The 13110-nt window shown below is 36.3% G+C and carries 14 protein-coding genes and 2 riboswitches; of the genes, 10 read left to right on the plus strand and 4 right to left on the minus strand.

Annotated elements, in window-relative coordinates; genetic code table 11:
• Positions 1-104 precede the first annotated feature (104 nt).
• From ACNSTQ_RS15150 to ACNSTQ_RS15160, 3 genes are all read left to right on the plus strand, one after another.
• On the plus strand, positions 105-755 hold the full coding sequence (locus tag ACNSTQ_RS15150) for a lipoprotein (protein ID WP_418200659.1): 651 nt from the start codon (positions 105-107) through the stop codon (positions 753-755).
• A 228-nt stretch (positions 756-983) separates the two neighbouring features.
• Positions 984-1130, plus strand: a riboswitch (cyclic di-AMP (ydaO/yuaA leader).
• Positions 1131-1221: 91 nt separating this feature from the next.
• A complete protein-coding gene (locus tag ACNSTQ_RS15155; protein ID WP_418200727.1) occupies positions 1222-1878 on the plus strand; it encodes a potassium channel family protein in 657 nt (218 codons plus the stop codon).
• Between the two features lie 32 nt (positions 1879-1910).
• The gene (locus tag ACNSTQ_RS15160) at positions 1911-3230 is read left to right on the plus strand and encodes a TrkH family potassium uptake protein (protein ID WP_418200728.1); all 1320 of its coding nucleotides are present in this window, start codon (positions 1911-1913) and stop codon (positions 3228-3230) included.
• Between the two features lie 116 nt (positions 3231-3346).
• Here the strand turns inward: ACNSTQ_RS15160 and ACNSTQ_RS15165 are convergent, their stop codons facing one another.
• Both ACNSTQ_RS15165 and ACNSTQ_RS15170 read right to left on the minus strand, forming a co-directional pair.
• The gene (locus tag ACNSTQ_RS15165; protein WP_418200660.1) at positions 3347-4366 is read right to left on the minus strand and encodes an ion channel; all 1020 of its coding nucleotides are present in this window, start codon (positions 4364-4366) and stop codon (positions 3347-3349) included.
• A 136-nt stretch (positions 4367-4502) separates the two neighbouring features.
• Positions 4503-4997: a hypothetical protein gene (locus ACNSTQ_RS15170; RefSeq protein ID WP_418200661.1), complete on the minus strand. Its 495-nt coding sequence runs from the start codon at positions 4995-4997 to the stop codon at positions 4503-4505.
• Positions 4998-5238: 241 nt separating this feature from the next.
• On the opposite strand from ACNSTQ_RS15170, the gene ACNSTQ_RS15175 reads away from it, so the two are divergent.
• The 5 genes from ACNSTQ_RS15175 (at position 5239) to ACNSTQ_RS15195 (ending at position 9790) form a co-directional block, all read left to right on the plus strand.
• Complete coding sequence (locus ACNSTQ_RS15175) at positions 5239-5898, plus strand: hypothetical protein (RefSeq protein WP_418200662.1); 660 nt, start codon at positions 5239-5241, stop codon at positions 5896-5898.
• A gap of 195 nt (positions 5899-6093) precedes the next feature.
• Positions 6094-7329 (plus strand): SLC13 family permease, encoded by a 1236-nt coding sequence (locus ACNSTQ_RS15180; protein ID WP_418200663.1) that lies wholly within the window; start codon positions 6094-6096, stop codon positions 7327-7329.
• A 17-nt stretch (positions 7330-7346) separates the two neighbouring features.
• The gene (locus tag ACNSTQ_RS15185) at positions 7347-7745 is read left to right on the plus strand and encodes an SLC13 family permease (RefSeq protein ID WP_418200729.1); all 399 of its coding nucleotides are present in this window, start codon (positions 7347-7349) and stop codon (positions 7743-7745) included.
• A 49-nt stretch (positions 7746-7794) separates the two neighbouring features.
• Positions 7795-8271 (plus strand): RrF2 family transcriptional regulator, encoded by a 477-nt coding sequence (locus ACNSTQ_RS15190; RefSeq protein WP_418200664.1) that lies wholly within the window; start codon positions 7795-7797, stop codon positions 8269-8271.
• A 554-nt stretch (positions 8272-8825) separates the two neighbouring features.
• Positions 8826-9020, plus strand: a riboswitch (cobalamin riboswitch).
• Positions 9021-9205: 185 nt separating this feature from the next.
• Entirely contained in the window at positions 9206-9790 is a 585-nt protein-coding gene (locus ACNSTQ_RS15195; RefSeq protein ID WP_418200665.1) for a GNAT family N-acetyltransferase, read from the plus strand.
• A gap of 544 nt (positions 9791-10334) precedes the next feature.
• On the opposite strand, the gene ACNSTQ_RS15200 is transcribed toward ACNSTQ_RS15195, so the two are convergent.
• Entirely contained in the window at positions 10335-10502 is a 168-nt protein-coding gene (locus ACNSTQ_RS15200; protein WP_418200666.1) for a hypothetical protein, read from the minus strand.
• A 402-nt stretch (positions 10503-10904) separates the two neighbouring features.
• Positions 10905-11453 (minus strand): CBO0543 family protein, encoded by a 549-nt coding sequence (locus ACNSTQ_RS15205; RefSeq protein WP_418200667.1) that lies wholly within the window; start codon positions 11451-11453, stop codon positions 10905-10907.
• Between the two features lie 97 nt (positions 11454-11550).
• Between ACNSTQ_RS15205 and ACNSTQ_RS15210 the strand changes: the two genes are divergently transcribed.
• Both ACNSTQ_RS15210 and ACNSTQ_RS15215 read left to right on the plus strand, forming a co-directional pair.
• Positions 11551-11784 carry a class I SAM-dependent methyltransferase gene (locus ACNSTQ_RS15210; protein ID WP_418200668.1) on the plus strand — a complete coding sequence of 78 codons (234 nt, stop codon included), beginning with the start codon at positions 11551-11553 and terminating at the stop codon, positions 11782-11784.
• 262 nt (positions 11785-12046) lie between these two features.
• On the plus strand, positions 12047-12502 hold the full coding sequence (locus tag ACNSTQ_RS15215; RefSeq protein WP_418200669.1) for a hypothetical protein: 456 nt from the start codon (positions 12047-12049) through the stop codon (positions 12500-12502).
• Positions 12503-13110 lie beyond the last annotated feature (608 nt).

Below are 13110 nucleotides of genomic sequence, written 5' to 3' on the forward strand. Positions count from 1 at the left end.
ACATATAGATCAGGGTTTAACCTGATTGGTTATAAATAGGAATAATGTTACCTTTTGTATAGGGGAGTAAAAACAAATATAAATATTATATGGAGGAATAAACGATGAAAAAAATAAAATTATTCGTTGCAGCAACACTACTAATCGGAGCACTAGCAGCATGTGGAACAGCTGCACCAGAAGAAGAGGCTCAAACACCAACTAACGGTGAGATTGTAGAAACACCAGGTGAAGGAGAAGCGGAAGAGCCAGGTGAGGATGAGGCAGCAAACGATGATGAAGAAATGATTTTAATACCTGAAATGAAGGAGTTAGAAATAGAAGTTGAAGGTCAAGTAGAAAAGAGAATTGCTCATTTAGAAGTAAGCGACTTAAATTATTCAATGTTTGTACTTGAGGGATATTCATTAGAAGCGGAAGAGCCAGGTAAGGATGCACTATTGATGGACTATGATAACGAATTTTTTGTAAGAATTGAACCTCAAGGAAAAGGTGTTAATGCTGAGGAAATCAAGAACCATATTATCGAGTATGCCGAAGGAACGGTAGAAGAAGGACATTCTGTTCCATTAGCTAATGTAGAGTACGCAGTGTTAGAAGTTGTCGAAGATGGAGCAACAGCTATCATTCATACGGCGAAAGATTTCAATGGAAACTTATTTAAATTTACGATGTTCTTACCAGGTAAAGAAGCAGCTGAAGGAGCAGAGCCAAGCTTCTGGGCTATGCTAGATACAATCTCAGCTGGGGAATAACCTTCTAATACAAAAGTAATCATACAAAGAAACCGCCGAATGAACTTGCTCATTCTGTGCGGTTTCTTTTTGTTCATTATTTCCGGTGCCAGGCACCTTTAATGCGCTGTTGCACTAAAGGTGCCTGGCACCATTTTGTTAAGCTATGAATTTTTTGAATTAGCTATTGACAACATTAATTTAGAGGAGTAAATTAATCTCCATAATAAAAAAAATTAAATACCTAGTACCTTTTATTCGCTGAATCTATATGAGCGGGGGAACCAATTTTGACATAGCAATATGTCTTGGGGTGAATCTTATTTGTGAAATAAGAGGGGATACTCTCAGTCCCTAATCCGACAGCTAACCTCGTAAGCGTTACTTTTCTTACTAGAGAGAAGGGTCTATGGATAAGCCAAAGACCATTCTATTTGTGATGGTCTTTTTTGTATTGGGTACGGTGGTAAAAGGAGAGAAGAGAAATATGAGAAAACAGTTCGCAGTAATTGGTCTTGGAAGATTTGGGAGCAGTGTTTGTAAAGAATTGTATAAGCTAGGCCATGACGTCCTTGCGATAGACAACAATGAGGAGAAAGTAAATAACATGACACAATTCTCTACCCACAGTGTAATCGCAAATGGTACAGACGAAAACGCATTACAATCATTGGGAATTCGTAACTTCGACTTTGTCATTGTCGCGATCGGGGACAACATTCAATCTAGTATTCTATGTACATTAATTCTCAAAGAGATGGGCGTGAAAAACGTCTGGGTAAAAGCGCAAAATTATTATCATCACCGTGTACTTGAAAAAATCGGTGCAGATCGGATCGTTCACCCAGAGCAGGATATGGGTATTCGAATTGCTCAACATCTCGTCTCAGAAAAAATAATCGACTATATTGAACTGTCAGATGAATACAGTATTGTGGAATTAATAGCTAGTGAAAAAGTAGCAGGTAAATCACTTGCTCAGCTAGATATCCGTGCGAAATATGGCTGTACGATACTTGCAATAAAACGAGATAAAGATATTAATATATCGCCTTTCCCTCAAGACCTAATTGACAAAAACGATATATTAATTGTTATAGGTCATAAAAACGATCTCAAGAGGTTTGAAGAAGAGGGGCTGTAATGAAAACGTCAAACTTATTTTCTTCAAACCAGATGAGAGGGAAAGTTATACATCTTTCACCTCCACAAATTTTAGCATTAAGCTTTCTCGTTTTTATTGCGATTGGAACTGTTTTATTAAAGTTGCCCGTTGCATCTACCACCTACATCTCGTGGTTAGATGCGTTATTCACAGCAACGTCTGCGATTACTGTAACAGGACTGGTCGTCGTGGATACAGGAACCGATTATACAGTTTTCGGTCAGGTTGTCATCATGTGCCTCATTCAACTTGGTGGTCTTGGGCTTATGACTTTTGCTGTCCTTATTATAATGATGCTCGGGAAAAAGATTGGTTTACAACAGCGGATCTTAATTCAAGAAGCTTTTAACCAAACGTCCATTGGAGGATTGGTTCGTTTAATTAAAATCTTAGTCATATTTACTCTCATTTTAGAAAGTATTGCATTTACTATACTCTCGATCCGATGGGTACCCGAGTATGGGTGGCAAGAGGGGATGTACCAAAGTCTCTTCCATACGATTTCTGCTTTTAATAACGCTGGATTTTCGTTATGGTCCGATAGTCTTTCAGGTTATGTTGGAGATCCTGTTGTTAACCTTGTAATTACAGCTTTATTCATTACAGGCGGGATTGGGTTTACCGTACTAGCTGATTTGTGGTATAAAAAGAATTTTCGTCGATTATCGTTGCACTCAAAACTTATGATTGTTGGAACATTTGCTACGAACATCATTGCGATGCTTGTCATTTTTGTTTTAGAATATGCAAACCCAGCCACTTTAGGAAGCTTGCCACTTTCAGATAAGTTATGGGGAGCTTATTTCCAAGCCGTGACCCCTCGAACAGCAGGATTTAACACACTTGAAATTGGCGATATGACAACGGCCTCGATCTTACTCATTTTATTGCTGATGTTTATCGGAGCAGGAAGCGCTTCAACAGCGAGCGGTATCAAATTAACAACGTTTTTAGTCATGATTTTAGCGACTATTACTTTTTTAAGAGGAAAAAGCGAATCCGTAGTGTTCGACCGAACTATCAAGCAACAAACGATGATCCGAGCACTAGCGATTATCGTTATCAGTATTTTATTTATCTTCTTGACGTTGTTCATCTTAACCATCACTGAAAACGCACCATTTCTCATGATCGTCTTTGAAGTATTTTCAGCCTTCGGAACGGTCGGCCTTTCAATGGGGCTAACAGGTGAATTATCACCGATTGGAAAGCAGGTTATTATCCTGTTGATGTTCATCGGCCGAATAGGACCACTTACACTTGCCTTTACACTAGCAAGACCAAAAAAGTCGAATATCCGGTACCCAGACGAAGAAGTCTTCACAGGCTAAAAAATCCGGTAGCAGGTACCTTTAGCGCAGCAGCGCATTAAAGATACCTGCTACCGATTTATTCATTATATATTCACTTTATATGCTTTAATATTTCTTATCTAATAATGTATGACTTACTTGATTTTTTGATAGGTTGCTTTATTACAGATGATATAGAGTTCTGCTTCAGCGGGGATCGGTTCTCCTAATTTTGTTAGTATATTAAAATCGTTTCGATCCGATATGAGGTTTGCGCCAGCTCTCTTTAAGTCTTCAAAAGCATCATTATAGGTTTTCCACTCTTGGTGTTTATTAATTTTCCATAGATCAACACCGCTTTTGCGGCTCAATAATTTCATCACAAGCTTGCCTGATCCTCTGTGTACAGCTGATTTTGCCATTAAATCTGATAGTGCCTCGTCAGCGAGTATAAACTCATCTACATTAGCATGTTCAAATGTTGGAATATGCTTCTCCTTCAGTATTTCAACTAATGTATAGATTTCTTTGTTCTTTTCCTTCGCATAACTTTCAATTGAGGAGACAATGATTAATGACTTTCCATCCGCAGCAATCGAGTCCATTACATTATCTTTCGTGAAAATTAATACCGCCTTGGCATTCAGTACATTTGCTTTCTCCAACACTTCCTTGTCAGTAGGGTCGCCTTGGATATAAAATAATGTTTCCTCATCCATAGGAGATTTCGGCATAAGGTCAATCAAAACAATTTTTGAATGATCATCAATAGCAAGTATTTCTTTCATCGTATGCTTTGCTTTATTCGACCACCCAATAATGACATAATGTCCTGACCCTTTATACTTCAATTTACCTTCCTCCTTTAATTTACGATAAATCCCAAAGCCTTCAACAATTTTTCCGATAACGATACCAATTAAACCAATGCCAAAAAAATATAAAAAAAGACCAAAAACCTTACCTACAGTTGTTTCAGGTACAAAATCTCCATAACCAGTAGTCGTTACCGTTGTCATCACATACCAAAATCCAATAAAGGGAGTGGGGAAGACTTCAGGCTCAATCCAATGAATGATGTAAGAACTCCCTATTAAAAAAATAATCGTAATGATAATTAAAGTAAGCTTGCGAATTCTTACAACCACTTTCATTAGTTCAAATATCATTAACATACTGCCTATACCATCCTTTCATCAGAAATTATTGCCATTTTAAAAACCAAATAACCTACAAACACGACAAAAAACCACTCTCTTCAAAAAGAAGGGGAGTGGTCCTTACAATAAGTAGTTACTGCAATCAACTAGCTTACGCCATTTCATAAACACTAACGAATGTTGCCATGTAGCGAACAAATCCATGGAGAGCAATGATTTCAGCAATCTCTTCTTTAGTGGTGCCTTGTTCTTGAAGGGAACGGAGCGTCTCACGATCCACATTTGCAGGGTTAACTGCTAACGTTTTTGCCAATTTAGCCAATAAAATCTGTTTTTCACTCATACGAGATGGGTAGTTCTCTTGTAAAAGTTCATCAAACTGTTGGCGGTTCCAGCCATAGCGCTTTAATATCATCAAATGTGCAACAAGCAACTCTTGAATTCCGAGAGTGTGAGCGACAACAGATGCACAAATTCGCTTATCTTCATGGGTTGCAGCACCAGACTTAAATGTTTCTCCAGCTAACGCCCAAAGTCTTGGTAGAAGCCCAGCGTCTGCTACAGCATAGTACGTCATCGGTATTGTGCCATAATATTCTTTCACTTCTTTTAGCATCCGCTTCGTTTTATCATCATAATGGTCCATGTCTGTCTTCACACCCTTAATATTTTTAGAATATTAAGAATTATAATAACACATCTCATCATTAGGGTATAGAATAATTTATCTATTTACAGATAATTCACAGAATTGACTTTTTTAATGAGAGCAGTGACTATATAATAGAAACCCAAAGATAAAAAAAGAAATTAAAATAATATTACATTATTTGTAAAATAATTGGAAATTATAATTACTAATGAGAAAAGACAAAGCGAGGAACATCATGAGAAGAAACCAGGTCTTACTTCTACTATTTACAATAATCCTTGCAACAGCAGGATCCTTGAAGCATCTTCCAAAACACTATAAAGAACTAGCATACATCAGTTTCTTTAATGCTTTTTATTACTACATCTGTAAGAGGTACCTTCTGTGGGAATTTAAGCCGAAAGATATAAATTGGCGTATGGTTCGAGCCGCTCATACGTTTATCACAACACCATTGGTCGTTTTATCGAGTTTATCCAAATTCCCTCAAACATTGCCAAAACAGATTGTCCATGTATTAAAGTGGACGTTCATCTCGGCTTATTTAGAGCATGTGATCGCTCAACAGAAATTAATTCGATTTAAACATGGCTGGAATATTTATTGGTCGGCACTAATTTACTTAAAGATGTATACGTATAGTTATTTACATACAAAGAATGCTTTACTAACATGGGTTTTATCGATATGGAGTGCCATCTTTTTTATTCTTAGGTTTAAAATTCCTTTAAAAGCACGACTGTTCAAAGGTCCGTTTTTTCTAGTATTCAAAAAAGACATGCCCTTTAATTGGACAAACAGTAAGCTAATCAATAAGCTCTATTACAAAATAACCAAGCGAACAATGAACATGTACACCGGAAGACGGATATCTCAAAAATCATCAAATTCGTAGTTGACAACTGTGTTTAGTTTGAATAATATAATATTTAACAAAAAGAATCCGAAGCTGATTGGAAACACCAAAGGCTAATACTTCAAACCACTTGAAGTATTAGCCTTTTTTTCTCTTTAATTCATACTAAACTAATAGGTTTTATTGAATTAATGTTAGATTGGGAAACAAGCAGCTACTACTGGAGGCATGAACATGACTTTTGAAATTGCATTCGTTATTTTTGTTGTACTTGGAATGTTGGTGTTTCTGATCCGAGAAGTGGCACGGCCAGACTTTATCGTCGCATGCGCCTTAGCTGTATTAATACTAAGTGGGATTTTGTCTCCAGCCGATGCATTAAAAGGTTTTTCCAATGAAGGGATGTTAACTGTCGCCCTATTATTCATTGTCGCTGGTGCGATCAAGCAGAGTGGGGTATTAAATAATATCGTTACAAAATCATTGGGCTCTGGAAAAAGCGAACGAAAATCATTGCTGCAAATGATGGTGCCCATCTCAAGTTTATCTGCATTTCTGAATAATACACCGATTGTTGTCATGTTTACGCCTGTCATTCGAAAATGGTGTAAAGAACGAAACATTTCACCTTCTAAATTTCTAATGCCGCTATCTTATGCAACCATTTTTGGGGGAACGTTGACACTCATCGGAACTTCAACGAATTTAGTGATCCATGGCTTTATGCTCGAAAAAGGATTTGATGGTTTTTCGATGTTTCAACTAGCTATAGTCAGCTTGCCAGCAGGACTGCTTGGTATTTTATTTATGGTCACCATTGGCTATAAACTGTTGCCGGATCGAAAATCATCAGAAGAAACATTTGGGGAAGATGTAAAAAAGTATTTATCGGAAGCAACCGTTGAAGCTAACTCGCCCCTTATCGGAAAAACGATTGAAGCTGCTGGGTTACGAAATTTAAGTGGCCTATATTTAATTGAATTAATTCGAAATGGTGAACGAACAACTTCTGTCCCTTCCTATAAGAAATTGATGGCAGGCGATCGGTTAATTTTTACAGGGGTTTTATCAACCATTGTAGATATTCAAAACATTAAAGGGCTTAAAGTTGAAACCGGAACGTATCTAAAATTAGAAGATTTACAAAACGGAAGTGCATCTCTAGTAGAAGCTGTCGTTTCCCATCGATCTTCTCTTGTTCATAAGACCATCAAAGAAAGCAAGTTTCGAAGTTTTTACGGAGCAGGTGTAGTTGCCGTTCATCGAAATGATGAGCGAATTAACGATAAGGTAGGAGATATTAAGTTAAAAGCGGGAGACACTTTGTTACTTTTATCGAATAAGGACTTCGAGCCCAGGTGGTCTAATTCCAAAGATTTTTACCTATTATCATCCCTAGAAGAGCCAGATATAGTCGACCCTAAAAAATCAATTACAAAAAATACATACAATTCGATGTACTACTACTAATCGCATGCGCCATTGGTATTGGTACCGCACTTGATCAAACAGGGGCTGCAGCTTGGGTTGCTGACCACTTTATTCAACTGACAAAAGGGGCAGGTGTCATAGGCGCGATTGCAGCTGTTTACTTATTAACAACGGTCTTTACCGAGGTGATTACAAACAATGCAGCAGCCGTCCTTATGGTACCGATCTCTCTAGCGATTGCCACTCAATTAGCGGTCGATCCTATGGCATTCTTCGTAGCCATCGCGATTGCAGCATCAGCTAGCTTTGCAACACCGATTGGTTATCAGGCGAACTTAATCGTCTATGGCCCAGGTGGCTATCGCTTTTCTGACTTCTTAAAAATCGGGATACCGCTCAACACTTTATACATGATCGTTACAGTTATTATGGTGTATTTCGTATGGATTATTTAATACAAGCTAGAAAATTATATAAACTATTCTTAAAAATAAGAGGTGGATGATGAAAATATCAAGTAAAGGTGAGTACTCATTACGAGCATTAATTGCACTAGGAGAAAATACGGGAAAGGTGATGACAGTTACTGAGATCAGTACGATAACACAAGTCCCATCACCTTATCTAGAAAAGATATTAATGCAATTAAAACAGTTAAGCTATATTACCAGCCGGCGAGGCTTCGGGGGAGGGTACCGACTAAGAATAAATCCTAGCGAAATATGTATAGGTGACGTCATTCGGAAACTGGAAGGCCCTTTAGCACCAATGAGTTGTGTCAGCGTTACATCCTACGAACCTTGTGAATTAGAAGGGAATTGTCGACTACAACCCTTATGGGGACTCGTTCGTGATACAGTGTCTCATATATTAGAGAACATTACTTTAGATGACATCCTTAAAAATAAAGTGATTGAAAAAGAACAACTTCTTAATGGAACATGGGGAAATCGGTGGGATGTTCGTATGGATATCGAGTAACATATAACAAACAAATAATTGAAATAGAACCACCACTACTATAATCATAAAATAATAGAATTAAAGTCCAACCAAGTAATGAAGAGAGGCAGTCAACACCTCCCTCATTTTTCTAACTCCTATACTATTCACGAAGATATACTTAAGTTATAATAAAGTTAAAAGTTACCACTTGAGGGGGATTTTTGGTAATTTAATAATTGATATGACGAGAGATTAATGCCAACTCCAAAAAGATGATAGGTGATGACATGTCTTATTTATTTACTATAATAATACCAAGTTTATTATTTTGGTGGCTCTTCTTTTTAGTTCTAGCAAGAATTATGAGTAAAAGTACAACAAACAGTTGGAAGAAAGATTTATTACTGTCATTTATTCAATCTGGACTTCTAATCGCACTACTTCCGCTATTTTCTTATTTTATAGATTTTATTAAGTAGAGAAAAAAGATTAGTAGTACTCCAAACTTCTTCAACCTGCAAGAAAAGATTGAAATATTCTAACGCTAGATATAAGATTACAACATATTGTAAATCTGCTTTAACCAACAACTGCATATTGGAAGTATCGGTGTCGAATACGACTTAATAGGGAATCTGGTGTAAGTCCAGAACTGTCCCCGCAACTGTAAGTGTGGATGAAATGAGATTACCACTGTATAAGTAACGCGTCAGCGGCTTATATGGGAAGGCTCAAAGTAAAAAGAAGCACAAGTCAGGAGACCTGCCTTTAACTTCCAAAAGTTTCAATTTCTTCGGGGGGTGAGAAGATGAGACGGTACAGGCGAATTATATCTTCTTTTCCTTCATAGGGTTAGTACCGTTTAATTTGTAATTACTCTTCCGTCATCGGGAGAGTTTTTTTATTTTCCTATAAGTGTACCGTTTAACTTTTCGATAATACAACTTTCAAAACAAAAAGGAGCTATGTCATGAGTAATAAAATACGGTTCATTTCTGATGTCCATTCTATCAATAAATATATGAGAAACTATCCTTTTCATCCATCATTAAATCGGTTTCGAGAAGCAAAAGAACAACAAGAGGCATTACTAGCAACTCTTGAAAAAGGAAGCCAAATTTGCATTGCTATGGATAAGGAATGGATTGTGGGCTACACCTTAATACTTGATCCGGAAAAAAACGAACGTTGGAGTGTCTTACCCTACATTAAAGTACTTGGAGCAATTGAAGTTGCACCTTCCTATCGAAGCGGAGGGATCGCTAAGAAATTAATTCAGTCCATTTTTGATGATCCACAAATAGAACAATTTATTATTCTATCAATCGAGTATGCTTGGCATTGGGATCTTCCTATGGTCGATGGAAACATTCATTTGTATAAAGCTCTATTAAAACGTTTATTACAAACACAGCAGTTCAATGAAACGGTAACGGACGATCCAGATGTCGCACAATACAAACATAATTTTATGATGGCAAGGTTTGGGAAGGGAGTATCAAGTGATCAAATCAATCAATTTATAAGGCTTGCTAACATGAACTCCATTTACTAATTTAACACGTGAAGGGTAAAAATACTGCAGGTATTGAAGCAAATGACGATAAAGCAATAGAAGAAATGAACAAATTTTTGGTTGGTAAACCACCAAATTAATTACAGGAATGCATAGTAATTCTTCCCGTATATGCGCAGAATGAAAAATTAAGGGAAAAAAAGAAATACGTCTCATTACAGGATATGCCCTGACGGATGATGGGTTGTGGAGAGAACACACGTGGTGCGTCGAGGTAGGTCGAGAGGAAAATATGATTATCGAAACCACCATGTGAGGATTGGTTACTTCGGTTATGTCATGACGGAAGAAGGATCTACCATGTTTTTTTGATCTAGGAAAACTTCACAATCTTCATAATAGAAAAAGGGTAATATAATTTAGATGTGTTGGGTTTAAGTCGAAATAAACCCAACACATAATACTCCATACCCCCAAAACGATATCTTTCCATTTTAGAAAACTGGATTACTCATCTAAATCTAGCAAAACAACACTTTTCAACAGTAATGGTGTAATTTTTGTGACCGTATCCTTACACAGCTTACTTTTTCTCTAGTTCTTCCTCAAAGAAAAAAGTGGCTGGCTGTTCTTTGACCGTGTATGAATATCTTTTCATGTTCTTGACATATTGACTTTTAGAGACGGTTACTGTTTCATCCGTTGCTTTAATTATCACTTGTTCACCATTAGTATACAGATTTTTCTTCATTATATCACCCTCTCTAGATGGATACTTCCATTATAGCTCAATTTCCATAGGAAATATAGGGCGCGCAAGTGATATCTTTTTATAGGCTTCTTCTTATATTTTGTTGCTATTGACCTGTTTATTCTTAAAGAAAAGGGAAATATCAGTAGCTGTTCAAGAAGAAGTGCCTTAGAAATACCAAGTTCGTATATCGATGGTGCTATTTATACTCTATTGCGAGAAAGAAATTCATATGCAGAAAAAATGTATCGTCCGAAATACCTTCCCCTAACTTTAGGACTTTAAAAGAGTGATACTTGATCATTTCGTTCCTCAAGACATTCTTTTCTTCAACGTAGTTCCCACAATCCTGGGTTTAAAGTACAATGTTGAATAAATAATCTAAACTTACTGTACCAAATTTTAAAGAGGTTGATACGATTTCCCATAACATAATAAATGAGCCATGATATACAAGATAAAAAAGATCGGGAGCGAATAGATATGTTCCCAAGTGTGTGGATAATAAAGACCTATCGAGATAAAAAAAGGTTCTGCAGCATAAGCCGCAATGAGTGCAAAAAGGGATCCTTTAATGTAAGGATTGACGTAAGGCTTTATTTGCAAAAAGACCATTGTCATAACAGGAATTAAAGACAAATCCCAAGGAATGAATGCCGGGATAAAAGGGATAACCTCATAATGATATTCCCAAAGACCTAATTGGATACCCAATGAATCTAACCAAGACGCGATGAACATCATAAAGAATCCCGCAGACAATAAACGCAATGTACTGTCTTTTTTTCTATAGATTAGCCATAAGATCCAAGGAATAATAGTAAGTGTTAGACCTAGCCACCACTGCCAAGTAAATAAAACATACTCACTCCACAATTGAATATGCTCATTGTTGATATCATGGATTTGTTTAAATAATTGAGACATTTTTTCAATACCGTTTATTTTCATAATGTATAGTTTACCGCAATCTAATAAAAATCATGTAAATATTAGATTGATTTGATACTCGCACTGACTCACTAAATTAAACCTAGGAGGAATTCCATTGAAGATCGACCAGAACTTTATTATTCAATCATTTGAACACGCGGTTCATAGTTATCGTGAAGCGACTCACCAAGTAGGTCTGTGGGAATCAGAGAAATATGTATTTAAAAAGTATTTTAATACAGAAGATAAAATTCTAGATATTGGCTGCGGGACAGGCCGAACTACGTTTGGATTGTACGAGCTTGGCTATAAACATTTAGTTGGGTTAGATTTATCACATGCTATATAGATAAACCACCTATTAATTTAGTATTTTTTTACAATCTAACAAAACATTGACTCAAAATACGGTTAACAAGAAGCGATTAGAAATCTAGTCGCTCTTTTTATTTCTAATAAATAAACATTTATCATAAACAAAACTAATACAAAAGTCATAAATTAATTAGTTGCAGTATAAACAGCGACCACCTACTTACATATTCTGTAAGTTGTTTGGGGATACTAGACTTTGATCGACGCTTCAAATTACATAACGAGGTATTGTACTTATGAAAAAAACAGAAGCAATTATGTGGAGTATCGCTCTTCCAGGCTTTGCTCAAATGTTAAGTAAAAACTATTTGAATGGAGTTTTATTTATTTTCTTGGAATTCCTTATAAATGTACAAGCGAATTTCAACGAAATTATTATGTTAAGCTTTCTTGGTGAAACACAAACAGCTATTGAACGAGCGGATTTCCAATGGCTTTTATTTTATCCATGCCTTTATTTTTTTGCGATGTGGGACGCCTATAAAGATGCAGGAGGAGGAAAGGGAGAATATTCGTTTTTACCACTCGTTTTTGCCGCATTTTTTGTGACCGTTGGAACAATGTATTCACCGAAGGTCATGATCTTCGGTGTATTGCTAGGACCTGTATGGCTACCTATTCTCTCAGTCATTCCCGGGTTATTAACAGGATACATCATCCGAAAAATAATACTTTCTGTACAGGCGGCCTAAAAGAATATTTTTTATAGGCCGATTTCGTAAACTTTGTAGCTTTTGGGCTGTTTTTTGAGAATAAAATAGCCTTTTCGAGACAACTTCATTTGTCTAAACGGCTATTTTATTTTCAAACCTTCACGCACAACGTGAAGAGCCAAGCATCCGCTTGGCTACGGTCCAAAGCAAGGAGCAACATTCTTTGAGAAAGACCCTTTTAAAAACATAACCCAAAACTTCAAAACAGGTGGGAGGAAAGTGCTTATGATTTTACTACAACTACAAGCGTTATACTTCCCATTTGTTTTTGTACATTCATACGAAAATGACTTCACCTAGGAAAAATTTATTCCAATTATAAATTAATTATGGATTTATAAGGAAAAATCATTCATACTATAGAAATAGTAGTATAGTATTCTATTTCATACATTTATTGTAAAAAGTTGTATAAAGATGGTATATCAATTGGCATTACCTATAGGATTTATATTAATTAGCTGTTTTTCCTGGATGGTGTATCAAATTGAACGAAGTCAATCTAATAGACTATTAAAATACGTTCTTGGCGCTAGAACTAATCAACAAGAAAAAAGAGATGTATTTCATTAAAAGCTCCCTTTTAC

Source organism: Alkalihalobacterium sp. APHAB7, from assembly GCF_048323755.1.
GTDB lineage: Bacteria > Bacillota > Bacilli > Bacillales > Bacillaceae_F > Alkalihalobacterium.

Bases quoted from the DNA above. Each gene is read 5' to 3' on its own strand.
- ACNSTQ_RS15150 (WP_418200659.1), top strand. From the start codon at position 105: ATGAAAAAAATAAAATTATTCGTTGCAGCAACACTACTAATCGGAGCA.
- ACNSTQ_RS15155 (WP_418200727.1), top strand. From the start codon at position 1,222: ATGAGAAAACAGTTCGCAGTAATTGGTCTTGGAAGATTTGGGAGCAGT.
- ACNSTQ_RS15160 (WP_418200728.1), top strand. From the start codon at position 1,911: ATGAGAGGGAAAGTTATACATCTTTCACCTCCACAAATTTTAGCATTA.
- ACNSTQ_RS15165 (WP_418200660.1), bottom strand. From the start codon at position 4,366: ATGTTAATGATATTTGAACTAATGAAAGTGGTTGTAAGAATTCGCAAG.
- ACNSTQ_RS15170 (WP_418200661.1), bottom strand. From the start codon at position 4,997: ATGGACCATTATGATGATAAAACGAAGCGGATGCTAAAAGAAGTGAAA.
- ACNSTQ_RS15175 (WP_418200662.1), top strand. From the start codon at position 5,239: ATGAGAAGAAACCAGGTCTTACTTCTACTATTTACAATAATCCTTGCA.
- ACNSTQ_RS15180 (WP_418200663.1), top strand. From the start codon at position 6,094: ATGACTTTTGAAATTGCATTCGTTATTTTTGTTGTACTTGGAATGTTG.
- ACNSTQ_RS15190 (WP_418200664.1), top strand. From the start codon at position 7,795: ATGAAAATATCAAGTAAAGGTGAGTACTCATTACGAGCATTAATTGCA.
- ACNSTQ_RS15195 (WP_418200665.1), top strand. From the start codon at position 9,206: ATGAGTAATAAAATACGGTTCATTTCTGATGTCCATTCTATCAATAAA.
- ACNSTQ_RS15200 (WP_418200666.1), bottom strand. From the start codon at position 10,502: ATGAAGAAAAATCTGTATACTAATGGTGAACAAGTGATAATTAAAGCA.
- ACNSTQ_RS15205 (WP_418200667.1), bottom strand. From the start codon at position 11,453: ATGAAAATAAACGGTATTGAAAAAATGTCTCAATTATTTAAACAAATC.
- ACNSTQ_RS15215 (WP_418200669.1), top strand. From the start codon at position 12,047: ATGAAAAAAACAGAAGCAATTATGTGGAGTATCGCTCTTCCAGGCTTT.